The organism is Tannerella forsythia, from assembly GCF_003860135.1.
GTDB classification, from domain to species: Bacteria; Bacteroidota; Bacteroidia; order Bacteroidales; family Tannerellaceae; genus Tannerella; species Tannerella forsythia_A.
Map to the genome: position 1 here is coordinate 1 of NZ_RQYN01000005.1, position 24724 is coordinate 24724.

General features: G+C 41.0%; 15 protein-coding genes and 4 pseudogenes. 16 read left to right on the plus strand and 3 right to left on the minus strand.

Annotated features, from left to right (window positions below; translation table 11 throughout):
• From EII41_RS02305 to EII41_RS02340, 8 genes are all read left to right on the plus strand, one after another.
• Positions 1-355, plus strand: a 355-nt coding sequence (locus EII41_RS02305; protein WP_148091735.1) for a transposase, incomplete at its 5' end; no start/stop codon positions are given.
• Between the two features lie 1202 nt (positions 356-1557).
• Positions 1558-2031: a DUF4440 domain-containing protein gene (locus EII41_RS02310; RefSeq protein ID WP_221620692.1), complete on the plus strand. Its 474-nt coding sequence runs from the start codon at positions 1558-1560 to the stop codon at positions 2029-2031.
• Between the two features lie 33 nt (positions 2032-2064).
• Positions 2065-3126 carry a carboxymuconolactone decarboxylase family protein gene (locus tag EII41_RS02315; RefSeq protein ID WP_124789270.1) on the plus strand — a complete coding sequence of 354 codons (1062 nt, stop codon included), beginning with the start codon at positions 2065-2067 and terminating at the stop codon, positions 3124-3126.
• A gap of 23 nt (positions 3127-3149) precedes the next feature.
• The gene (locus tag EII41_RS02320; RefSeq protein ID WP_260425445.1) at positions 3150-4235 is read left to right on the plus strand and encodes an alpha/beta hydrolase; all 1086 of its coding nucleotides are present in this window, start codon (positions 3150-3152) and stop codon (positions 4233-4235) included.
• Between the two features lie 35 nt (positions 4236-4270).
• Positions 4271-5284, plus strand: coding sequence for an alpha/beta hydrolase (locus EII41_RS02325; RefSeq protein WP_124789271.1), 1014 nt, complete (start codon positions 4271-4273; stop codon positions 5282-5284).
• 32 nt (positions 5285-5316) lie between these two features.
• Positions 5317-6345, plus strand: a complete 1029-nt coding sequence (locus tag EII41_RS02330) for an alpha/beta hydrolase (RefSeq protein WP_260425446.1) — start codon at positions 5317-5319, stop codon at positions 6343-6345.
• Between the two features lie 22 nt (positions 6346-6367).
• A complete protein-coding gene (locus EII41_RS02335; RefSeq protein WP_124789273.1) occupies positions 6368-6907 on the plus strand; it encodes a flavodoxin in 540 nt (179 codons plus the stop codon).
• A gap of 17 nt (positions 6908-6924) precedes the next feature.
• Positions 6925-8538, plus strand: coding sequence for a carboxylesterase/lipase family protein (locus EII41_RS02340; RefSeq protein WP_124789274.1), 1614 nt, complete (start codon positions 6925-6927; stop codon positions 8536-8538).
• Between the two features lie 241 nt (positions 8539-8779).
• On the opposite strand, the gene EII41_RS02345 is transcribed toward EII41_RS02340, so the two are convergent.
• A complete protein-coding gene (locus EII41_RS02345) occupies positions 8780-9679 on the minus strand; it encodes a helix-turn-helix domain-containing protein (RefSeq protein WP_097559661.1) in 900 nt (299 codons plus the stop codon).
• A gap of 458 nt (positions 9680-10137) precedes the next feature.
• Here EII41_RS02345 and EII41_RS02350 point away from each other — a divergent pair.
• The 5 genes and pseudogenes from EII41_RS02350 (at position 10138) to EII41_RS02365 (ending at position 13706) form a co-directional block, all read left to right on the plus strand.
• Positions 10138-10827: pseudogene (locus EII41_RS02350) on the plus strand (RteC domain-containing protein).
• Positions 10828-11009: 182 nt separating this feature from the next.
• Positions 11010-11369, plus strand: coding sequence for a helix-turn-helix domain-containing protein (locus EII41_RS02355; protein ID WP_021680126.1), 360 nt, complete (start codon positions 11010-11012; stop codon positions 11367-11369).
• Positions 11332-11632, plus strand: a pseudogene (locus tag EII41_RS14720) (bifunctional DNA primase/helicase); the annotation flags it as partial. The gene EII41_RS02355 and the pseudogene EII41_RS14720, both read left to right, overlap by 38 nt.
• Before the next feature lie 86 nt (positions 11633-11718).
• Positions 11719-13380 (plus strand): annotated as a pseudogene (locus tag EII41_RS02360) (AAA family ATPase); the annotation flags it as partial.
• A 14-nt stretch (positions 13381-13394) separates the two neighbouring features.
• Positions 13395-13706 (plus strand): helix-turn-helix domain-containing protein, encoded by a 312-nt coding sequence (locus tag EII41_RS02365; protein WP_068340903.1) that lies wholly within the window; start codon positions 13395-13397, stop codon positions 13704-13706.
• 176 nt (positions 13707-13882) lie between these two features.
• On the opposite strand, the pseudogene EII41_RS02375 reads toward EII41_RS02365, so the two are convergent.
• Positions 13883-15676: pseudogene (locus tag EII41_RS02375) on the minus strand (helicase-related protein); the annotation flags it as partial.
• Between the two features lie 256 nt (positions 15677-15932).
• Here EII41_RS02375 and EII41_RS02380 point away from each other — a divergent pair.
• The 3 genes from EII41_RS02380 to EII41_RS02390 all read left to right on the plus strand — a co-directional run bounded on the left by EII41_RS02380 (position 15933) and on the right by EII41_RS02390 (position 24217).
• On the plus strand, positions 15933-16262 hold the full coding sequence (locus EII41_RS02380) for a DUF1016 N-terminal domain-containing protein (RefSeq protein WP_124789276.1): 330 nt from the start codon (positions 15933-15935) through the stop codon (positions 16260-16262).
• A gap of 77 nt (positions 16263-16339) precedes the next feature.
• Positions 16340-21922, plus strand: coding sequence for a S1 RNA-binding domain-containing protein (locus tag EII41_RS02385; protein WP_124789277.1), 5583 nt, complete (start codon positions 16340-16342; stop codon positions 21920-21922).
• A 6-nt stretch (positions 21923-21928) separates the two neighbouring features.
• Entirely contained in the window at positions 21929-24217 is a 2289-nt protein-coding gene (locus EII41_RS02390; RefSeq protein WP_124789278.1) for a PIN domain-containing protein, read from the plus strand.
• A gap of 26 nt (positions 24218-24243) precedes the next feature.
• Here the strand turns inward: EII41_RS02390 and EII41_RS02395 are convergent, their stop codons facing one another.
• Complete coding sequence (locus EII41_RS02395; RefSeq protein WP_124789279.1) at positions 24244-24666, minus strand: hypothetical protein; 423 nt, start codon at positions 24664-24666, stop codon at positions 24244-24246.
• Positions 24667-24724: the final 58 nt, after the last annotated feature.

Genomic DNA, 24724 nt, shown 5'->3' on the forward strand with positions numbered 1-24724 from the left:
GAAGAAAGAAACGATCAATAAGGCGGTTAAGGAATTAGCCGCAGATGTACAGGAAGTTGACACGGATCACTCTACTTCTTATGTGGAATTGAAAGACTTTGTACCTAGACACAACTCTCAGGTTATCCCCAAAGAGAAAGTAGGCGAGGTCTTGCCCTGGGTTCATATCGCCATCAGCAATGCCAAGAGACAGTTGATAAATACGTTCCATGACATCAAGCCCGAATTCCTGCAAAATTATCTCGATGAATTTTGTTATAAGTTTAATCGAAGATATGGGGGAGAAGCCCTCTTTGGAAGATTGCTCGTAGCTTGCGTAACCTATAGAAATGAGTTTAGGTATAAATACGGATAATCATATAAAGGATTAATGGGTATGGATGAACCCTGACAATTTGTCGGAAAGATAAGAAATTCTATACTCTGCTTCACCGAAGTTTGAACGAAGACGTAACGAAGACGTAACGAAGACGTAACGAAGAGCAATCGAACTGACAAAATGACATTATGGCTTTCATCTCGTTATAAGCTACAACAGGCTTCACGACAATGTCCGAGATTTGTTCTTGTGTAAAGTTTATTTAGTTTACTCTGTATCGTCAAAAATCAAGTAAAATAAAAGCTACTTTACACACTTTTTTAGGACAGTATCCCACCGGAGATATATGTATGATATATACTCCTATTCCGTTTCTTCCAAAAGAAAAGTTTGCTCAAAAAGAAAAACGTCTTAATCTTTTTTGATTAAGACGTCTAACCTGTTTTACTGTTTTTCTTCAGGCGTCCTTTAGACTATCCGAGAAACTTTCCGGCGGAAAGCGAGGCTTATGAACCTTGCTGTGCTATATCCTGCAAATCAAAAAGATGAGCTTTGTCAAAGAAAGAGGGGTTACGAATTAGCCAAACATAACAAAAGGACTTTGATATAACTTGACTTATGTATGTCCTCCTATATCTCGGGTTCAAAAGTACTACATTTTTCAGAGACTGCAAATATTCTTAATATAAAATCATTTGGCTTTAGTGCAAGGTGCAAGTCTATCTATATATAGATGCTTGCACCTTGCACTAAAAATAGTCAACCTGTATTATTCCGATTTTAGTTGACTGCTGTTATTACAATCGCTGTTTAAAGTTGACTTCGGTTAATTGCTATTTCTCATTTAAGTTTACTTTATTTGTTTTATCCCTGTCTGTAGTTGCCTGAACACCCACAAACAAGAGCAAAGATATATTTCTTTAGGGATTATCTCCCTGTATTATCCTGAAAACACTTGATGATAGGCTGTTCCTCCCGCTCTGACATGTGTATCGATTCGTTCGACAGAGGAAAAGAAAAATAGTCTTTCATCTTTTGTCATAGAGCTGTTCTGTATAACAAATCCGGAAGGAAACAGAGTCCCCGGCCCTGCATCCGAAAAACTTCGCCGGTATCGTTTTTCCCTGCAACTTCCGTAAAAATGGTATAAGAATCCGTAATTTGTCTATTTACATGACGAATGATTCGGGTTATATTTGTATCGTGAAATTATATAATTTAAAAAAGGAGATAAAAAGATGAAAACACAGACGAGGCCAAATGCAAAAATGTTTATGATCTTTATTTGGGGAATCATGATGGGTCTGCAAACTCTTTACGCTCAGCAGAAACCGGAAGAATCCAAACTGGAAGAATCACTTATCGCTCTTTCGAAGATGAAATGGAAATGGATGGCAGAAAAAAATGTCGCATCGCTGGATGATTTGTTTCATGCCAATGCGGTATTTGTACACATGGGAGGAACAATGAATAAAGAGCAGGAGATCGGTGTAATAAAATCCGGAAGGATAGAGTATAAACACGCCGAAATACAGGAAACGACTGTTCGTTTTGTGGATCAGACGGGCATTATATTGGATAAAATTAGACTTACCGCGATCGTCGGGGGAAAAGAAGTCGTCAATCCGTTTATGGTTACCGAAGTGTATGTATTCACAGATAACCGATGGAAATTAGCCTCTTTGTCGTTTACCAGATTGCTGGGAGATTAAAAAAGTAAAAGTAAGATATAAAACAGGAATAAGATGATAAGGAAAATTATTATGGGAACGGCGTGGATGATGGTAAGCCTTGGCCTCTATGCTCAGAACAATGAAATGCTTACCGATAAAGACAAAATTATTGTGACCATTTCGGCATACGCCGCGCGTGGCGAACTTGCCGAACTGAAAGATGCCCTCAATCGTGGCCTTGATGTCGGACTTACCGTTAGCGAAGCACGTGAGATTCTTGTACATCTTTACGCTTACATCGGCTTTCCTCGCAGTCTCAATGGGCTGATGACCCTGATGAACGTACTCGAAGAACGGAAGACACAAGGGAAGAAAGATGTAGAAGGACGTGAAGCAAGTCCCATTGTCGATACTGGCGACACTTACGAACGTGGGCGAAAAACACTCGAAAAATTGTCGGGTGTACCTCAGCCCAAACCGGCTAAAGGGTATGGTGAGTTTGCTCCGCGTATCGATCGGTTTTTAAAAGAGCATCTTTTTGCCGATGTGTTCGACAGCGACGTGCTTGACTACAAGACCCGCGAACTGGTAACCCTATCTGCGCTGGCAGCTCTCAACGGAACGGAAGCTCAGCTAAAGGGACATTTGAAGTTAGGCAAAAATACCGGTTGGACAGACCGCCAACTTACTGAGATCATCGAGATGGCGTCCGCAATAAAAGGAATTGATCCGATTCACCCTAAAGGTGAACAAAAGTTGCCTGATACGCGGTTTACGGGCGATGCCTATCTCACACCGTTGCTGGCACGCGATACAACCAACAATTTTGCCATGGGAAGCGTCTATTTCGAGCGAAATGCCCGAACGCATTGGCATACTCATCCTCGTGGACAGGTGCTTATCGTAACCGCCGGAGAAGGATTATATCAAGAAGAAGGCAAGCCCGCACAACGTATCCGTAAAGGAGAAATCGTGAATATTCCTGCTCGCGTAAGACATTGGCACGGGGCGTCGGCACACAGCCCGATGACGCATATCGGCATCACCAATTATGTCGGCGAGAAAGGTGTGGACTGGTACGAAGCCGTAACAGATGAGCAGTTCGACAAAGCCAATTCCGAAGTAAAAAGGTAATCATCCTTATAATACAAAATAACATGAAATCGAAAATCATCATGACAATATTCGCCGGAGCGACGCTTATAAGCTGTACGAACAAGCATACAATCTCCGATGAGCATCATTTAGTAATTGAAAGGCAGGGGAGTTTTACCGTCGGCGGACAGCAGATCAAGCGCGAAGGTATTTACGACGGAAAGACTTTTACCGGATTTTTTACACCGAACGAAGCCGGGCAAACCATGCACGTCGATCATGCTTACGTTGATTATCAAATACCGTCAAACGCTCGACGCCATTCTATTATTTATGTACACGGTTACGGAGGATCGGGAATGACTTGGACATCTACACCGGATGGACGCGAGGGATTTGCCACCCTCATGCTGCGCAAAGGATATCCGTCGTATGTGATGGATTTGCCGGGGCGTGGACGAGCCGGAAAAACTTCGGCCGAAACGACCGTTAAGCCTCAAGCCAATGAGCAGTTCTGGTTCGATATCTGGCGCATCGGCGAATGGCCGAATTATAATGAAGGGGTACAGTTTTCGATGGATTCTGCAGCTTTCTCTCAGTTCTTTCGTGCCATGACACCCAATATCGGTACCGGAAATCCGGTAAACGATGTGACGACTATCGACCTGCTGGCCGAACGCATCGGGGCAAATATCCTTGTTACTCATTCTGCCGGTGGCCTTCCGGGCTGGTTGGCTGCGGTAAATAGCGATCAAATAAAAGCTGTTGTGGCATACGAACCCGGCGCATATCTGTTTCTGGAAGGTGAGGTTCCTGAACCAATCGAAGGGCTTACAGGTGGAACGAGAGGCGTTCCTGTTTCTGTAGACGACTTCAAAAAACTGGTAAAAAAGCCTATCGTTATCTACTTTGGCGACTATATTCCCGAAGAAGTAACCCATCAATTGGGAGGTGAGAATTGGCGAGTACGCTTGCAAATGGGACGCAAATTCGTGGAAGCTGTCAATCGCCACGGCGGAAAGGCAACCTTGGTAGAATTGCCCAAAATAGGGATCAAAGGCAACACCCATTTCTTGATGAGCGACCTCAATAACAACGATCTTGTAGACCTGCTTGTCCGATGGTTCGAAGAAAATGGATTGAATTGAAAGGAAATGCATTGTAAACTAAAAAAATGAAATATATGAGACGATTAAAATGGATGATGTTAACGTTGATTCTTGTTTTGCCTCTAATGCTTATGGCATACAACAGAAAGGTCGAAAAAAAGGCGTCGGATTCAGGTGAGCGAAAGATGACAGCTTCTTTTACTTCTCGTTCGACGATTGGCGAGATTATCAACCATCCCGCGTTCAAGGGGTTTGGCCGGTTTCTGTTTCCGCTTCAGGGCGAGACTTACGACCGTGATATGCCGCTTTCGCAAGTCGGAAAGCTTTTGCCTTATCACGAAAATATTGTTCCCGATAGTGCTGCAACGCTTCTTAACCGGATGCTGCTGCGAGTCGAAGCGGGAGAACATTTGTTTTACGATATTTACACCGATACTCAGAAGCAAGCCGACTGTACAAAGAAGGAGACCGGAATATTCTTCTTTCGAGGGAAACCTGATGCTCCTTTTGCGGTAGTTTGTCCGGGAGGAGGTTTTTCCTACGTAGGCTCTATTCACGAAAGCTTGCCTCATGCCGACTATTTGAGCGGAAAAGGCTACAATGTTTTTGCCATTCAGTATCGTACCGGAGGAGCGCAAGTAGCCTGTGAAGATCTTGCCGCGGCTCTTTCGTTTATTTTTCGCCATGCACAAACATTAAAAATAAGTACGGATGGTTATTCTCTTTGGGGAGGATCAGCCGGAGCAAGAATGGCTGCTTATCTCGGCTCCTATGGGGCGGCAACTTACGGGGGCGACGATCTGCCTAGTCCGTCGGTAGTGGTGATGCAATACACAGGACATTCGGATTATACCCGCAATGATCCGCCAACTTTTGCCGTAATAGGAGAGAACGATGCTATAGCGAGTCCTGCCGTGATGAGAGAGCGTATGGATACCCTCAAAAACTTGGGTATTGATACCGAATTTCATCTTTATCCCGATCTCGGACATGGATTCGGAATGGGCTACGGCACCACCGCTCAAGGCTGGATAGACTTTGCATTAAGATTCTGGGAAAAACATTTACAACATCGATCAAATAAATAACTATGAAAATCAATAAAATAATTCAAGTCATTATGATGATAACTACGGGTGCAACATTGTTCGCACAAAACGCTTCTGTAAATCCCTATGGATTGGTGTATCAAGGGGCAATTACTAAAAACGAAGAAGGAAGGGTGCATATTCATCCGGTCAGTTATAAGAACAAGCATGGGATAGATATATCGGCTAATCTCTATACCCCGGCTGGTTATGACGGAAATAAGCGATATCCTGCCATTGTGGTAGCTCATCCCAACGGAGGAGTAAAAGAGCAGGTTGCGGGACTTTATGCGCAACGATTAGCCGAACAGGGATTTCTTACCATTACTGCCGATGCGGCCTATCAGGGAGCAAGTGGAGGAACACCCCGCAATACGGACATACCGGCTAACCGGATAGAGGATATTTACGGCATGGCGGATTTTATTACTTCTTATCCCGGTGTTGATGTCGACCGCATCGGAATACTCGGTATTTGCGGAGGTGGAGGATATACGATTAAAGCCGTGCAGACCGACAAACGTTTCCGGGCCGTGGCAACCATCAGCATGTTTAATTCGGGGCTGGTTCGGCGGAACGGATTTCAGGATTCGCAACTTGCTACGATCAACCGGCGATTGCAACAAGCCTCCGATGCCAGAGCCAAACGAATCGCCACGGGACAAATAGAGTACACGGGAAGCAAGGCAACCAAGCTCACGAGCGAAGAATTGGCTAAAATCTCGACCGATTTATACCGTCAAGGGATGGAATACTATGGCGATACGCATGCTCATCCCAATTCCACTTTTCAATATACGACAGAAAGTCTGCTTTATCTGATAAATTTCGATGCCAATACGCAGGTAGAGCTTATTACCCAGCCGTTGTTGATGATTTCGGGCGAAAAATCCGATACGCATTATATGACCGAAGCCGTCTTCAGGAATGCTACCGGTACGCAACAAAAAGAACTGTTTATCGTAAAAGGAGCAACGCATATCGAAACGTATTGGAAGCCGGAGTATGTGGCGCAGATTGTAGAAAAATTATCGGATTTTTATGGAAAACATTTTAAGTAGAACATTTTAACGCAAACGAAACATGAAACGAATCATTTGGGCTGCTTTGAGTATCGTTTTATTCGGCAGCAATGCTTACACGCAAGAGACACGTAAACAAGAAGCTTTGTTTAATAAGGCTTTGGTGGTTTATTTCTCCGCAACGGGAACTACGGCGGGAGTCGCTAAGAAGATCGCGCAAGTGTCCGGAGGAGAACTCTACGAGATCGTTCCTCAAACGCCTTATACGAGCGACGACCTAGATTGGCGAAACAAACAGTCGCGCAGCTCGCTCGAAATGGGAAATCCGAAGTCTCGCCCGGCCATCAAAGGAAAAAAAGAGCATCTTTCGGATTATGACGTGATTTTTATCGGCTATCCGATCTGGTGGAATGTGGCGCCAACGATTGTCCGCACATTTATCGAAAGTCATCCTCTGAAAGGGAAAACGGTGATACCTTTTGCTACGTCGGGAAGTAGCGGCATAGAAAACAGTGTGGCTCAACTGAAAAAAGATTATCCCGAAATTCAGTGGCGGGACGGCCGATTGTTAAACGGTGCAACGGAACAGACGATAAAATGATATAATGATAGCAATCGATGAAAAAAATTCTGATCACTTTCATTACTCTGATTAGTTTCGGGGTGCAAGCTCAGCAAACGTCGCCAATCGTTCGTACAGCTTCAGGCTTTGTGCGTGGAGCATCGGAAGACGGTATCGACTGCTACAAAGGCATTCCATACGCAGCGCCGCCGATTGGCGAATTTCGTTGGCGCCCGCCTCAGCCCGTAAAATCGTGGGATGGCATACGTGATGCAACCCAATATGGCCCAAGTTGTGCGCAAGCGGGATGGCCGCGAGGCTCGAGTGGTATTGCCGATGGTTCGTCTGAAGATTGTCTTTATTTAAACTTGTGGCTACCCTCGGGTACTAAACCGGGAGCAAGATTGCCTGTCATGGTCTGGATACACGGAGGAGGCTTCGTGGGAGGCAGTGGGGCAGGTTCTTTAGGCAGTCAATTCGCCAAGCAGGGGATTATTCTCATAACAATCAACTATCGACTGGGACGACTCGGGCATTTTGCTTTTCCCGCATTAAGTGAAGAGTATCCTGATGAGCCAAAAGGAAGTTATGCCTTTATGGATCAAATCGCGGCACTTGAATGGATACAGAAAAACATTGTGGCATTTGGAGGAAATCCCGATAACGTGACGATCTTCGGTCAATCTGCCGGTGGTGTGTCCGTTCATGCTCTTATGACTATTCCGGCAGCCAGAGGCCTTTTCCATAAAGCGATCAGTCAGTCGGGCGGGGGGCGCGACGGAGTACTTACCGGGCGCCCCATTCGTCAAGAAAAGGCAGATTCGATGTATCCTGTTTCGGCAGAAACAATAGGGATAAATTTTGCGCGTAAGTATGGAATTCAAGGTCTTGATGCTGCCGCTCTTGCCCGGCTGCGCGCGTTGAGTGTTGAGGAGATTGTGGATGGAGGACAGGAAATAGACGAACAGCAAGGTGTACGTACCTATTCCGGCCCTATTCTGGATGGAAAACTGGTTGTCGAAACAGCTGAAAGTGCATACAAGGCCCGGCGGTTTGAAAAGATACCGTTGATAATTGGATCAAACAGTGCGGAGATAGGAGGGGAATTTGTCAATTCCAGCAGTTCTAAAAACGAGCTGTTTGCGCTTTTCGGAGAATTACAAAATGAAGCAATCGAAGCTTACGATCCCAAAGACGAAAGAGAATTTTCCGAAATAATAGCATTGTTTAATACTGATTGGGTGTGGGCTGAGCCTGCCCGATTTACCGCAAGGAATTTTATAGAAAGTGGAACGCCGGTTTATCTCTATCACTTTGGCTATGTATCTCCGGCTATGAAGGAGCGTATGAAATTTGGAGCTGGACATGGTGCGGAAATCGGTTATGTATTTTGCAGACCGATGAACAGAGAGGGTTCTCCTGTAGACTTAAAGAGTGAAGAAGTTGCCACGATTATGAATACGTATTGGGTTAACTTTGCTAAAACAGGAAATCCTAATGGAAACGGCCTTCCTCAATGGCCTGTTTACGATATTGAGAATGACACCATGCTCGACATACAGTTAGATGGGCGTTTTGTTAAAAAAACCGATCCAAGAAAAGCCAGATTGGATGTCATCGAGAAAGCTTTCAATCATAGGGAACGGTTACAAACCCGCGGTGGCATTTAGAAGTGAATCTTCTGTGCGAAAAAGTACAGTGATGATGACTTGATGTCGGCAATAAACATTCTAAAACGCCTTTACATGCAAAAGAGGGTGTGTCTAAACGCGATGTTGGGGCACACCTCCTTTTTTTCTACCTGCTTTATCTTTCAGAAACAACAAACACTCTTGATATAAAAACATCGGGTTTTAGTACAAGACTATCTGTATGATGGAGGCTTACAATTTGCACTAAAAGAGGTCAAAGTCAATTCGCAATTCTGTAATCTGTTGGAGAAACGCCGACCATCTTCTTAAACATACGGCTGAAATGATGAGGATATTTAAATCCTAACTCGTATGCGATTTCATTGATCGATTTATAAGGACTGTATAGCATTTCTTTTGCCTTATCTATAATCTTCAATTGGACATATTCCTGTGCGGTTTTTCCTGTTTCTTTCTTGATCAAATCACCGAAGTAATTAGCAGACAAATGTACTTGATCTGCAAAATATTGAACAGAAGGTAATCCTATTGTTTGGGGCTTTCCCGACTCGAAATAAAGGTTGAGTTCTTTCTCGAAGCGCAATAATATATCTTTGTTTACATTTTCACGGGTAATAAACTGGCGGTCGTAAAACCGGAGGCAGTGATTGAGAAAAACTTCAAGATTTGCAACAATAATCGATTTACTATGTTTGTCGATTGAGCGCTCTACTTCTTCCTTTATTTCCTGAAAACAATGAATAATCGTTTGCTTCTCTCGCTCAGACATGTGTAAAGATTCATTCGACTCATAAGAAAAGAATGAATAGTCTTTTATCTTTTGTCCAAGAGCAGTTCCTCGTAGCAAATCCGGATGAAAACAAAGCCCCCATCCCTGCATCCGAAACACTTCTCCGGTGTCATCTTTTCCTGCCACCTGACCGGGGCCAATAAAGACAAGTGTTCCCTCTTGATAGTCATACTGATGGCGTCCGTAGATCAAATCCCCACAATGGACTTGTTTCAGAAAAACAAAATAAAAACCATATCTTTTGCGTACATGTTTGAATTCTTGGTTGATTTCCGAAAAATTAATCGAACTGATTAACGGATGAAACGTTTCGATGCCCAAAAATGTATTATACTCATGGATTGTATCAAAGTTCAGAATTCTACTCATATTACTTCTTGTTAGATTAAATCAACACAAAGATAGCGATTTCGAATTAGATTTCGGAGAAAGAAGTCTTTTATCAGTAATTATGGTATAAAAAACAGTAATATGTGAATCCCGTTAGAAATCTCCGTCTTATCATTCCGTAAAAATGGTATGAAAATCAGTAATCTGTCTATCTCCAAAAAGAATTATTGAATGTATGTTTGCATTGCAAAATTGTTTGAAGAGGCAAAATTTGTTTGATTGACGCTAATATTATAGTTTTTTTCCAATCCATTTGTTTGAATAATTCTCCTATAATGAAAGAATACCTGTCCAAAAAACTAAAAGAAGTTCACCAAGAATTGGAGGCCATCGACATGGAAAGCTGCGATAGCTCCGTAAAAGCTTTGGTTTCGATTATTGAATACTTGGAAGGATGCTTGCAAGAGATAAGAACCCGCTTTGTTTCCTTTGAATCTATGAGAGAGGAAGATGAAATTGTCTTTTTCAAAGAAATCAAGCCGGAGATTCTCGGATTTCTTCTTTACTTCAACAAAATACATACGATCGAGTTGAAATGCCCTAATGGGAGCAACGACACATTGGCGGCGTATTACCAGAGAGAGTTGGATGGGCTGACCTATTTCTTTCAGCAAAACCTTGACTTCTATCAGTATTACCGCTCTAAGTCCAGCCATTTGGATAAGCATTACTTCATCAGACACAAGCGTTGCCATCAGCTGGGACTCGAAAGTGTGCATTATATCATGGACAATGAATTTGCAACAGGTTATGATTATAAGGTTGCAAAAATCATCTGCAATGAGATGTTACGTATCTTCCTTAATAGGAAAATGCATGCACTGGAAAAACAGACGGTTATTAATAAAAACAGGGCAACCTATCCTGTCAATGATTTGAAATGGACTGGGCCCAAGGTCGCTCTGGTCGAGTTGGGATATGCTTAGGATGCGAGCAAATACCTTAATCGGGGTAATGCCGATATCAAAGAGATTATGATGGGTTTGGAAACGGTCTTTAATATTGATCTGGGCGAATATTACAGAACCTACGTATCCATTCGGGAGCGAAAAATTGACCGGACAAAATACCTGAATCTCATCACTGAAAGTCTTGTCAGACGAATGGATGAAGATGATGAAAGATAGTTGAAGATCAACTTATTATTTTTCCTGAGAACTACCAAGTTGGTAGTTCTTTTTTGTTCGTTTCAGACCTGACAGAAGCCCTCTGAAATCGTTGTTTTTTGACTCAAAAAAACTTTTACCAACTTGGCAGAGTATCGTTTTCAGGCTTCCGAACTTTGCACCGAATCAAGAAAATTACAGCAATGGAAGTCATCACTATAGACAGTCAAGCTTACAAAGAACTGGTTGCTAAAATAAACGCCATAGCCAAGTTTGTCATCGACCATCAGGACGGCGACAAGATGAACCCCGACGAAATGTGGGTGGACAGTTATGATGTTTGCACTTTTCTTAAAATCAGCGAACGCACTTTGCAACGTTTACGCAGTAAACGGCAGATTTCTTATTCCATTATCTCCGGTAAATCGTATTATACCATTGCCGAGATCAAACGGATGCTTGCCGAAAAGAGAATCCGCAGTACCGATGAATGTATGAACGACCTTGTCAATAATCATAAGCTGCATGCTCAGCAAAGACGAAATATTAAGGCGGACAAATAACGGACTGGACGTGTTCAGGCACTATATCCCGGTACAGTGGAGAACGGGGCGTAACTTTCTGAATCCGCTTTACGAAGACCGTAAAGCATCGTGCAACGTCTATTTTGACCGGCACAACGGCACTTACCGCATCAAAGACTTCGGCAACGACGAATACAGCGGAGATTGTTTCTTTTTTGTCGGAAAACTCAAAGGTCTGGACTGTAACAACGGAACGGATTTCGTAGAAATTCTAAAAACCATCAATCGGGACATGTCTTTGCATCTGGAGGCTGCCGGCTGCATGTCTTATAGACCATCAGCCATTCCTTTACCACAAAAGAATACGCCATTGCATAGCGAGCCTCCTAAGAGCAAGCCTTATCACATCATCCAACAAAAGTTTTCACAGAAAGAACTGGATTTTTGGTTTCAGTCGGGCATCACTCCCGAAATACTGAAACAGTATAAAGTCATTTCACTAAAAGAGTTCCGAAGCGAAAACCGGGAAAGCAGACCGTTTGGTTACCTTTCGTCAGATAGTGAGCCGATATTTGGCTATATGGGCAAGCGATATATCAAAATCTATCGTCCTTTTTCGGAAGTCCGTTTCTTGTATGGAGGAATGATCGGCGAGGGCTATTGTTTCGGATTGGAGCAACTTCCATCGAAAGGAGATACACTGTTCATCACAGGAGGAGAAAAAGATGTGATGACACTCGCAGCACATGGTTTTCACGCCATCTGTTTCAATAGTGAAACCTCTACTATCTCGCCGGAAATCATTTATAAACTCACGTTTCGCTTCAAACATATCGTATTGCTCTATGATGTAGATAAAACCGGTAGAGAGGCAGCCTTGAGACATGAAAAGGCATTGGCGGAGTATGACGTCAAACGATTGATATTACCGCTCTCCGGAGATAAAAAAGACAAAGATGTTACGGACTATTTTCACAAAGGGAACGGTCACAAAGAATTCCAAAAACTATTCATTGATCTTCTCGATAACCTGTATAATGAAACCATGACCATGCTCAAGTCATGTGAAATCGATTTCAACAATCCTCCCGCTAAAGCAGAGGAGGTAATTTCTGCCGGAGATGTACCACTCAGGACACAAGGCAACATTCTTTGTATCACGGGAGGTGAAGGTACCGGGAAAAGCAACTATATTGCCTCTTTGATTGCCGGTTCCATTATCAAAGACGATCGTGTCATCGACACGCTTGGTGTCAATATCCGAAACAATGCCGACAGCAAAGCCGTCCTACTATACGATACGGAGCAATCCGAGGTACAACTCTTCAAAAACGTATCCAACTTATTGAAGCGAGCCAAACTGAAAGAAAAACCAGAAGAATTACGTGCTTTCTCACTTACGGGAATGTCGCGTAAAGAACGTTTGCAAGCCATTGTTCAGAGCATGGACAAATACTATTACGAATACGAGGGTATCCGTTTGGTCGTTATCGACGGCATCGCCGACTTGGTACTGTCTGCCAACGATGAAGCGGAAAGCATTCGTATAGTAGATGAGTTATATCGATTGGCCGGGATTTACCGTACGTGTATCGTATGTGTTCTGCATTATGTACCTAACGGCCTGAAACTTCGGGGACATCTCGGTTCGGAGTTACAACGTAAAGCAGCAGCAATTTTGAGTATTGAACTTGATACCGATCCGTCGGTATCGGTTGTCAAGGCTTTGAAAGTAAGGGACGGAAGCCCGCTCGATGTTCCCTTGATGCAGTTTTCATGGAATAAGGAAATAGGCATGCACACCTATCTGGGAGAAAAGCCGAGAGAGGAGAAAGAGAAACGGAAAGAAAAGGAACTGGCGAATGTTGCCCGTGAGATATTCGGTATGCAAAAGCATCTGACTTATATTGATCTTTGCGACCGCATCCAGCAGACGATGGATGTCAAGGAGCGTACCGCTAAAAGTTACATCAAATATATGAGGGAAAAAGAAATTATTATCAAAGATCCCTCGAACCAAAACTACTTTATCATAGGTCACATCATCTAAAAAAACATAAGGTTATGTATATCGACAAGGAACATTTTGAAGCATGGATGGAACGCATTATGGCTCGCTTCAGCAGATTGGATAAGACCCTCGATAAAATGGGTAAACATCGAAATATGTTGGATGGAGAGTTGTTATTTGACAATCAGGACTTGTGCCAATTGCTTCACGTGAGTAAACGTACCTTGCAGCGTTATCGAAGTTCGGGGGAGTTGCCTTTTCATACACTTTATCAAAAGACTTTCTATAAGGAGAGCGACGTGCATGCGTTTATTCGTGAGAATTTTAATAAGAAACGGAATGGGAGAAGTGCCGAAACGTTGTGATGAACCCAAGGAATTTGCATTCAGAATATTGTCAGAAGATTGTGTCTACTGATGATATTTGGGTTTTTCCGATAAAAACCTTTGGAGAATGAAACAGTTTTATGAAACGTACAGGGATTATCCAAAACTCTCACCACTGGTGAGAGAAATTCATACTTCTCCAAAATAACAGAATTTTAGAGTTTTATGCCTTTAGCAACCTCCTTCTTTTCCATTTTGGGCATACTGCCTCCCACCGATGAGATAACAAGCTTATCTCCCATGATTTCTTTCACACCCGCCAAAGTACTAGGTAACGAAACATCGGGTACTATGGATGTTTCGCGTTTTACTTGTAATTGATTAAGAGGCTTTAAAGAGACAGCCTTGTCGGCAGTTACCTCTTCTCCTTCCTGTTCTTCTATCGGTTTTAGTGAGAGCTGGATTTCACGGTCTAACCGCACCAGCTCCTCTTTCAGGGTTTTCAACTCAGGCTCTTTCCGCCATGAACCTTCCACCACCTCTTTGAGTACCGGAATATCTTTCTGCAACTTTTCGTTTTCCGCCTGATACCTGTCCCTCAGTTTGGGCATAGAGTCAAGGGCATTCAGGAAGTTCAACGATGCCGTCTTTGGATCGGAGGCTATAATCCCATGATTGTAGTTGTAGAGAATATCGCCTGCGCCTTTGATAAAGAAGCGGTTTTGAATCAGGTCGAAACCGTCTTTGACCGTTGTCTCGGATTTGACCAGCAGATCGAAACCGTAAAGCGTTCCGATTCTCTCATGTGCTCCGTGTGTGCGGGCGTTATCGGCAATTTCATTCAATTTTAAGCGGACTTCCTTCGGATTGCTCCCTTGCAGACCGTCCAGCAGTACCGGATTCAAACGGGTAATACCGTCCGGTTGATACTGTACACGAGCGCTAAAGGCTTTCATATCTTGGGATATGCGGCTGATAAAACGGTTGTTCTTCTCCACATTCGTAAGAGCATCCTCCAATTTATAGCGTGAAGAGGATTTACCTCGCATAAATGCTTGCCTCTCCGATTCGAGGGAGGCAATCTTCTTTTCCAAGCGGGCTTTCTCTAACAGTTCCGTATTCCCCGAAAGTATGGCCACATATTCACTGAAATTCATCCCGTTTTTTTCATCCATGCTTCCTTCGTCGATTGTACGGCTACCCAATGAATTGTTCTTCAGCTGACGGATAAAAAGCTGTTTGTTATGCAATAACCCAAATTTGTACGCATCCAATGATTTCTCCACAGCATAAATGATCACATCAACCTTATTGCCGGCATATTGCTTGGCGATTTCATTGCCTTTGCGGATACCCCGGCCATCCCTTTGCTCCAAATCCGACGGTCGCCACGGAGCATCCAAATGGTGAATGGCAACGCAGCGTTTCTGTGCATTCACACCCGTACCGAGCATTTCAGTAGAACCAAACAACACACGAATTTTCCCCTCGTTCATTTCCTTAATCATGGTCTTACGGGCTTTGTCCGTTTTGGCTTCCTGAATAAAACATATTTCGTGCGATGGGATGCCATAATCTTCCATCAGTTTCCGTTTAATCTCCGAGCAGGGATTCCATTCGCCGGGCTTGTATGTTCCCAAGTCCGAAAAGATAAACTGTGTTCCTTTATGAGCCTCGAACTTTTTGTAGTATTCCGATACCATTTTAGCCACATGAGAAGCCTTATTATCTATATGGTCGCCGTAACTGTCAGGGTCAATCATTCGCATATCGAGACTCATCTTCCGGGCGTAGTCGGTTGCGATCAACATTTTGGCCTTCTCCTCCTTTTCCGACAAAGGCTCACGTCCCAGTATCTCCCCATTTCCCGTCTTGGCAAATTCCACTAACTTTCTGATAAACTCCTGTTGGTCGGGAGTGGGCGGTATATGATGCAGGATTTCATTCTTTGCCGGGCGGTCGATACCGATATCCTCGGCAGAGCGATAATCCGTTATCTCCGCATAAAATCCGATTTTAGAGAGTTAATGGATTGATATAGAGTAGATAGTAATGTGTCTACTCGGCTAAGGGGAACGGATAAGAAACGAGCGAGGTGCTTCTTACTTCTTGATTTTGCAACTTTACAAATATCCCTTACTTCTTGCTCGCAAAGGTACTGATTATCCTATGAAAAACGACTGAAAACAAAGAAAATCATTGCTCTCGTCAAATAATCTCCTAAATATTTCGCTATTAAGCACTTGGTATTGTATTTTTGTACATATGAGCTTAGAACGAAGAACAAACACAGAGGAATTGTTCCTCAAAATTGCACGACTCATAGAAGAAAGTCGGGCACGAATCGCCACGTCAATCAACCTCACAGAGGTATATACCAAGTATCGTATTGGGCAATACACCTTTGAAGAGGAGTTGTGGGGCGAAGAAAGAGCTCAATACGGTAAGCAAGTACTACAATCCCTTTCTGCTAAATTAACTAAACATTTTGGCATAGGGTGGAGCTATTCAAACTTGCGACAAATCAGACAATTTTATTTAGCCTATAGCAATTTGACAGCTACTGGTTGTCAAATTGAAGATACTACACATTAGTGTCCTAAAGCTTTTTCTTTGGGTATATGGCTGTATTAAGGAAGAAACGTATTTTTGTAATCTAACTTTTGTGACGAATGAAAGATTATCGAGAAATAGTTGTTGGTGATATAATTCAAGTAAAAATCACATCAATAAACGAAGGATTGGGTGTCTTCGCTAGAATGCCTAACGGGCATGATGGGCTAATTCGACTTGCGGATTTCGCTTGGTCTAATCAAATAAATATAATTAAGAGCTACTCTGTAGGGGATATCCTCGATGTAAAAGTTATCAAGGAGTTACCCGATGGAAAGTTAAATCTTAGCCGTAAAGAATTACTTCCTAACCCCAAAACTCTAACACCCGACACTATATTGCAGGGGGTTGTTAAGAAAGTGGAAAAGTTTGGATTGATAGTCAAGATTGGGGATTTCTCTGTACTTGTTTTAAGGAAAGAATTACCATCCCCCCTTTATTATTCAGAAGGGGATCCTCTTTTTGTTGTCATAAAAGAGTGTACATATAATCAGGAAAAACACAGATATGATATCCTCGCCAGCGTGTTGGCGTTGCATGAGTATTTTGCACAAGACTTCAAGAATGGGGCTATCATTAAATGCAATTTTATTGAGCGAAAGAAAACGGAAGACTACAACATCTATGCTATAATCTCCATTAATGATAGGATGTTGATAAATGTTCCTTATCAATGTTTCATAGAACCATACCAATCAGAGCTGTTAAACAATGAACTACCCATGGGTTGTGAGTTAGAATTCATGTTAAACTACAAAGAGAAGACTCGAACAATATCTCTTGATATGCGTCCAATCAAAAAAGCTCGCATTATAGAAAATGAAGCATGGCTATGGTCCCAGTTGCATGTTGGAGATATTGTCGAGGCGGAGGTTATTGACTTAAATGATAGGGAGGCACGTGTTGTTATTACAAATACAGAAGTCGAGTACATTTTGCCTCGCGAAGAACTTTCTCCCAATAAGGTCGTTAGAGCAGGTGATGAGGTTTTTATAGGAGAACACATTCATATAGCCTACTTGGGTAACGAAGATGGTAGATTGCATTTTAGTCGACGCTTTGTTGTGAAGGACAAGTATGATGAATCATTATACGACTTGCAGTTATCACAGTTGCTCCAAACAATGGGGCTGACCACGAACAAGTTTGCTGGTAAGTTGATAAAGATTAAGTCAGATTATTTTCTAAAAAATTTAATTACAACAGGGGAGCCAGATGAAAAAAACAACGGTAAATTACTGATTGATCCTGTAAATGGGAAAAATCTAATCGCAATAATAGATAATAAACTAAGGAATTTCTTTTCAGAAAGTTGTTATTATGAAGTTGAACTAAATCTAGCTTCTAAAGAATACAGATTCAAGCAAGGTACTCCTTATATGTTTTGTGTAACCTCCAACAATATAAAAGAAGTTACAGACCCCTACAAAGAATCTGTATCGCTTTCGTTTAAGCAGCATACAAGTCCAAACACAAACACTAGTGTGGCCAATTTATTGGAAGAAGTAGGCAAAAGTCTGTATTCGAGCAAGAAACGAATGTTTTTTGAACTTTTACAAAATGCTGATGATGCAGCTTCAACAAATGGTGTGAAAGTCAAGGTGCAAATAGCCGGGAAATACCTTGTCCTCACTCATGACGGATATTCCTTCAATAAGGATGACTTTGAATCAATAACATCAGCAGCAAAAAGTACAAAGAGGGCAAATGATAAAAAAACAGGCTATAAGGGTATTGGCTTCAAGTCTGTTTTCACAAACTCTCACTCTGTGCTTATTAAAAGTTCTGGATATACATTCGCTTTTGACAAGGAATGTCCTATTTACGATAGTTTTGAGGGTTTCTATCACCTTGTAAATGATATAATTGACGATAAGGCAAAGCAGGAGGAATTTAATCATAAATATGCCAAATTCAAACGGGAGTTTAATGGAGTTAAGGATATACCTTGGCAACTCCTTCCTGTTTGGAAAGAGGGAGCTAAGCTAGAAATTGTTGATTCGATTTTTAACAAAAATGAAAATGTCGCTATTGCCCTTAAAATGGATGATGACACATTGGTAGACTATGGTAATGCGGTGAAAGAGGTATTTGAAGAACCCCGTTTCATGCTCTTCCTGCGTAAAACTAATCGTGTACAGCTAATACAGGGTAAAGAATGTCTTACTATTCAAAAGAACAGATCTGAAGATGGAAAATTCATTTCACTTGTAAATTCATTCGACAAGAAAAACAGAGTCGAGGATTATAGTATCTTTAGGCTCGATAGCATACCTGTTAATGACCAAGAGTTTAAGAATGCGGGGATTGCCATACGTCGTGATGAGCGAATTAACAACCGAGGCGAATCGGAAAGCTATTTTGTGCGCACGGATTCAGAGGGGAATATAGTGGGAGAAGTAACAGGTATACCCGACCGTATTGCATCTACTATTGATACTACTCTTTCTTTTGCGATTAAACGGGATGAATACGGACACATTCAGCCCTTGGGGAGTGACACTTTATCTCTTTATGCTTATTTGCCGATGAATGAACATCGGTTTAAGTTTCCGTTTTTTATCAATGCAGACTTTATCCCCAAGTCTGATCGTGAAGGAATACAAAGTGATAACCCATGGAATCATTTTGTATTCTATACAATAGGAAATGCCATTGTTAGAATGGTTGCTTCCTATGCATCTTTTGATGAACCTGAATACTTGAATTTGTTGCCAACAAAATTTTTCCAATCTAGTAGTCATGACACTGCAGCATTAGTTGATGCATTCAATCGAGGATATGACACAGCTCTGAAGACTGAACGCTTTATCGTCAACGATGTAAATGACATCGTATCTGCCTCTGAGATCATCTATGATGATTCTGGCCTATCTGAGATAATTGGAAATCCAGCATTCTATACTTTACTCAATACAAATAAGCATCTGCCACACAGGTTATTAAAGTCTAATTGCCTTGCAAGAGCTTTGTTTCAGATTGACAAGTTTGATGTAGATTCTATATGTAAAATCTTGAGCTCTGATGTAGATTCATTGTCCCAATGGCTGATTACTTGTACAGACGATATAAGAAATGGCTTTTACCAATGGTTGGCATCTAATGAAGCAGCTCATTCATTGGTTTATCGAATCCCCACTTTCCTTTTTGGCACAAATTGGAGGTCAATAAGCCAAATAAGTTTAGATAATAAGGAAATCATTTTGACAGACAAAATACTTCCAATGGTGGATGTATTATGTAAGTTAGGATTCTGCATATCTGAAAATCAGTTGAACGAACATCCGTTGAGCTCATTCTTAAATACCCAAGATGAAAAAGATATATTCAAAAAAATACAAGAATGTTCTATTTCAAACCTCTCATACAACGATAGACTTACTCTTTTTGAGAATTGTTTAGAGTTTGATGGTGTCGGGAAAGAGATGCTGAAGAAATGGGCAATCTTTAAAAATCAAAATGGAGATTACACTCCACTAGGACAGATGTCTGTAAACAATGAGAATTGTCCAATATGGCTCTATCCTTTTACATTGAATAAGAGTGAATACAATCAAATGCTGTCTGCATATTTGATTCCTTCCTCTGATGTGTATTCCTCTGTAGTTGAATTAAATATTGAAACTATCACCGAAAGTGTAGATTTGCTTGAGGTCTACATCCACTTTAGAGGAGAATGGAATAATTCATTTACCGAGACCCTTTTCCGTAAATCAAACATTTCTAAGCAAAGTCTTTTAACAATTGTTGAACAATCAGACAATCGTACAAAAGCAAATTATGTGCATACCATTAAGGATATATCGCTTATTAGTAGTGAACAGTATCCTGAGACTTCTTTTACATACAGATTGATAAAACTGGCGGCACAAGATGATTCAACGATTACTTATGTTCGATCAATCATTACTATTGATGAAAAAAAATTATCTGACTATACTCTTAAAGATGAGTTCACTTTAGAGATTAATGACAAAAGAGTTGGATTTTCTTTGTCCCAACTTCTCCCATCACTTTCGTCCACATCTGCTTTAAGTAGTATAGTCTCAAATTTCACGTCAATTCATCGTTGTGATGAGATTTTTGCTCAGACAGAAGTGTCCCCAAAATATGTTTATGATCAATTGAACAAATTATTAAAGGAGTCAAGTTCCTTAATTTCAGAAGATCAGTTCTGCTTTCTGATGGTATATCATAAGAGCTTGGGGTATTCGATTTTTGCCAATAGCCTTAGACCTCATATCCGTGTTAATGACGAGTCGCTATTCGTTAGAATCCTTGATAATTGTTTCCGGCGAGGGCTAGGAGAAATTTTAGGCTCATTTGTCAGAGATGGAGGAGTACTTTATCCTTTCCCGAATTTAATTGGTTCCTACTTTGATAGTGAAGAATATACATTAAATTCAGAACGTACACCGAATAAGATCCTAACCTGGGCTAATTCGAACGAAAAAAAGCAATTTCTAATTCAAATCGGGCTTCATGACAATCAAAGCAAGGAAATTATTCGTAGAAAATCCTTTAAGGATAAGAAATTCGAAAGTATATGGGGAATTACAAATCCTAGTATAATCAACTCTTTTATGAATTGGGTAGCGGCTTCCTTCTATCTTCCTATTCAAGATGAAAACCAAGTTAAGGTTTTGTATACATTGTTCAAGTCCCTCAATATTGCAAGACAATACAATGAGATCGATTTCTTAGAAGCTAAGGAGTGGACGAATAGTTTATATTTGGATTGGAAGAAAGGAACTGATCTTAAAATATCCATTATTGAAGGAGCACTTCCGTATAGGGGTGTGTATAACAATACTTATCTGTTTAAGGATTATTTTGGCGAATATATATATATAGCCACATCAAAGACAATTTATATCTCCTCAAATAGGGAACCCGCTGTTATTCTTGCAGATCTGTATTCTAATTCATCCCGATTGAATTGCCCTTTTACTAAGAATGATTGGGACAAAATTTTCTTGGTTTCTGCAGATGTTGTAATGCAAAAAGATATGCGTATAGCAGAGTTGGAACGCGAGCTTGAACAAGCAAGGAATGTTTCATCACGAGAATATCTAGGAGATGAAGAGTGTTATGGCAATGTTTTGGAAAGAGGCAGTGTTGATAAGGAGAGGCGTATAGAACTTAACGTCGAAGCTCGTATAGCAGCTAAGGAATTTCTTGACGCATTGTCAGATTTTGACTGTTCTCAATGGGATCCATCTGAAGGAAATGGTCTAATAAAAGATGCTATAAAATATAAGAATGAGTTTATTACTGTTGTTGTCACCAGTTCTATAGGGAGGAAGCTATACCTCCATCCAAGATTGTTTGCTGAACTCATGACAAACAAAAACAATCGTCTTCTAAATTATGGATACGATCGAAAGATCCATCCCATCAATTTCGATGAAACCTTCAAAGACAACAAAGATGTTAATCTAATCTTTGATGCTGACATTGTCACACCCGAGGAATTTGCACACCTTGCAAATAGATATATGCATTCAAAGAGAACATGTTTTGTAATCGAAAACATTAGGTACTCTGCTTCTGAGCAAATAAAAGGTTTTGGATTGGATGAAAAGAAAGAAGACGCCGAGGTCTATAACAATCTGAGCTTTGATGATATATTTGATTTTTAGTCTATTATGTACTACTCAAGAGATCAGCATAAGCGGTTCTTAGATAAAGAACTTGCTGCGATAAGTGAAACATATCTTGATTTGCTAAACTCAAAGGCTATTGCCTTATTAGCTAGCAATGAAGTGTATGTCGCACAGTTCGTTAAACTTGATTTCAAAAAGGATGAAAGCATAGATCCTGAGCGAAATATCTTGGGGGCTGCACAATTGATGCTTCGCTTTAAGAAAGATAAAGGTATTCCTCGCAAAAACGAGTATTTTACAGCCGTCATTTTAGAGACAGATATGTGTTTGCCCAAAAATTGGGGGGAAATTACTTGGGGAAAACTGAGGTCACATCAAGTAGAATTTTCCGAGGTTCATTGTGTCTGGCAGGGTAAATCCGATGAAAATGGCTACTTGCTTTGTGGATTTTCTGGAATATCACATGAAATGTCTCAATATCTTCTTGAGAACAACCTTGAAGGCTGCGTAGTAGTCTTAGGACCTCAAGAACCTCCCATGGAGTATTATCAAAACCTTATTAGTATTGTCACAAATAATTTCCCAATATTACCTGCTGCAGAAATATTGGATTTTGAAAGACAACAGTTTATATGGAATCCTGAAGAGATAAACTCTAATAAGGAACAAGTAGAAAGAATTTTAAGCTCCTTATCCACACACGATGAATTGGTATTTCAAGGACCTCCTGGAACAGGGAAAACCCATTTGATGGCAGAACTTATTGCTCATTTAATAGCAAATAATAAAAGTGTGTTGGTTACAGCTATGACCAACCGTGCCTTAATTGAACTTGCAGAAAAGGAAAGTCTGAAGGATTTTCTTGCTCAGAAAAGAATTAAGAAAACCAATGTTTCTGCCGATGAAATGATTTCCTGTAAGAATCTATGCCCCGTTGAAAGCAAGCGAATCACATGCATGCCTGGCAATGTTACGTTATCAACCTTCTACAATTCTAGTGGATGGGCAAAACAATGTTACGAAGAACGTCCATTCGATTATGTTATAATGGATGAAGCTAGTCAGGCATTATTCGGTATGATTGCAGCATGTAAAAATTTAGGGAAGAAAATCATCTGGATAGGCGACCAAAATCAAATGCAGCCAATAGCCTTACTTAGTGAGGAAACGATTACAAGAAACGACTATGGGATGCTTGTAAATGGATTTCAAACTTTGTGTGATAACTTTAAGTTGAAGTCATATATCCTTACAGAGACCCATCGACTCTTACCCAATGCAGCGGCATTGACTAGTTTGTTTTATCATACAGAAATAAAGTCTGTTGCTAAATTTGAATATCTATTCGGAGATAGCGATCTAAAATTTGCACCAGAGAATGGCGGTTGCTCCCTGCTCTTTAAAAACATGCCTGTCGGCGAAAAAGCAGACCAAGACTGCTGTCAGTATGTCGTAGATGTAATATTCGATATTCTAAAAAGAAATAATCGGCTTAAAATTGCTGTCCTCTCCAAATTCAGGGCAACGGTACGTATGCTCCAAAATTGTTTTATCAGCAAACTGGGGGCTTTGGAAAATATTTTAGTAGATACTGTAGAGAGAGTTCAAGGTATGACTTGTGATGTGTGCCTATATTACATACCGAATACAATGATGGGCATGTCTCTAGCAAGACCATTATTTAATGTAGCAACAAGTCGAGCAAAACAACTCACAATAATAGTGTCAGATCCGTCTATAATGACTTGTGTCTGTGATAAAACAGTGCATGCCTATTTAGAGAAGGTTGTAAAGAAAGATTTTAAATCACTCATAGAACCTGAAAGGTTTGGGCTATCAGAATCGAAGGCGATAAGAAATGTGGGTATAAATCTTGTTCCTAAAGGGAAGATAGACATTTCAAAATTTGAACGACCTAAAAAAGAGATATCAAAAACTAGAAAAAATTATTACGTTATAGACACGAATGTCTTTATTAATTATCCAGACATATTGGATAAGATTGATAAAAAGTATTCGATAATTCTCTCTGCAAAAGTAACTGACGAACTTGATAAAATGAAGATCCGTCTGGACGATCAAGGCAAGAAAAATGCAGAAAAGGCATTACGCCTTCTAAATAATGCTCGTGATATAATCTATGAATTTGCAGACACTTCGTTATTGCCAGAAGATTTTGACAAACGATCTCCAGATAATATGATTATCTCAGTGGCATTGAAGTATAAATCGGAAAACCCAATAATGCTTACTTCTGACAATGGATTGCAACTAAAATCTAAGATCTTGGGAATATCAACAATAAGTCTAAGAGATTTCTTAAAAAGGTGATATCATAGACCTTATTCTTCTGCCTTCTATTTTTTCCTCCTACGCTCAAATTCCATTGTCAGCTGTATCGCTTGTACTTGTAATCTGATGATAGCTGCGGAGTATCTTTCGAGCTGGTGTATCATTCTTTGGGCTGTTTTAACCGAGTGGTAGCTATTGAGCGTCTTGACGGCTTCGTTGTAACTCACCCCGATGACTCTCAATTTAGTGAGGATGTTGCTCAGCTCTCTTAGGTACGGCTCTGAGGACTTATCCTCTGTGATGACCTTAAAGGATTCGTTCAATAGCCGTCCTCTGACATAGTCGCTCTTGGTCTTTGCTCCCGACTTTCGGTATAGCTCGATGAGCTTTTGCTGGTCTTCGGGCTTGGGTATTCTGATGTGCCATCTGTCCCATCGTGGGCAGGTGGCACATCTGCCGTCTGGCTGGTCTGTTTTCTTTCTTTTCATTGGTTTCATTGTTTCTTAATCACGACTTTGGAGTGATTGATACCCCTTTTAGGGCAAG